The sequence below is a fragment of the Mesorhizobium sp. M7A.F.Ca.ET.027.03.2.1 genome (assembly GCF_003999175.1).
GTDB lineage: Bacteria > Pseudomonadota > Alphaproteobacteria > Rhizobiales > Rhizobiaceae > Mesorhizobium.
Window position 1 is genome coordinate 1 of record NZ_RZOM01001648.1, and the last position, 792, is coordinate 792.

At 55.8% G+C, this 792-nt stretch carries 2 protein-coding genes; both read left to right on the forward strand.

From position 1 onward, the window contains the following. On the forward strand, positions 1-258 hold a 258-nt coding region (locus EN750_RS37070), incomplete at its 5' end, for a PfkB family carbohydrate kinase (RefSeq protein ID WP_281062388.1). A gap of 198 nt (positions 259-456) precedes the next feature. Next, on the forward strand, positions 457-792 hold a 336-nt coding region (locus EN750_RS37075; protein WP_127399462.1), incomplete at its 3' end, for a sigma factor-like helix-turn-helix DNA-binding protein.

Sequence of the window (792 nt, forward strand, 5' to 3'; positions counted from 1 at the left end):
GTCGTTGAAGTTCCAGCACGCCCTGCAAGGGTTGTTGATACCGTGGGAGCCGGAGACGCACTCATTGCAGGCTTTCTTACCCATCTGCAGCAGAGCGGCGACTTGAATCGCAATAGCATCGGTGCCTTGACGGATGACCGGGCTCGCAAAGCTCTCGAGTTTGCCGCACATGTTGCAAGTCTCGCCTGCGAGCATCGCGGAAGTGACCCGCCGTGGCGCAGAGAAATCAGCCTGGCTGGATACGACGAAGGCAGTTAAACGGGACCGGATGAGACGCCAAGCACCGCAAGCTATTGCGGAGGCTAGCCGTGCCAGTTAAGGGTGAAACGCCACGTCTAGAGATGCTTTATTCGAATATCCGTGAATGGATTTGGACGCCGTTCTTATCGTGGGCGCAACGTTTATCCAAATTGGTAGGATGATGGGCTGCCGATAATTTTCGGAGGGGCGGATTGGATGACTAAACTGACAAGGATGCCCCACACCAGCTTGCTGGACGCTGAAAGCCTCAGGTTGAAAGCAGCTTTTCTTTATTATAATCAGAAGCTTACGCAAAACGAAGTCGCCGCGAAACTTGGTGTCAGCCGCAGCACAATCGTTAAGCTCCTCGACGAGGCGCTGAAGCGGGGCGAAATCCAGATCTGGGTGAAGCAGGCCGCAAGCGAGTTGGAGTTGGCATCCGAGCTGGAAGCCGCGCTCAATCTAGATGAAGTGATCGTCACGCCGCCGGCGAAAGATGTCGACGGAACAGCCCGGGCCGTCGGGCAAGCGCTGGGTCAATTTCTTTCCGAC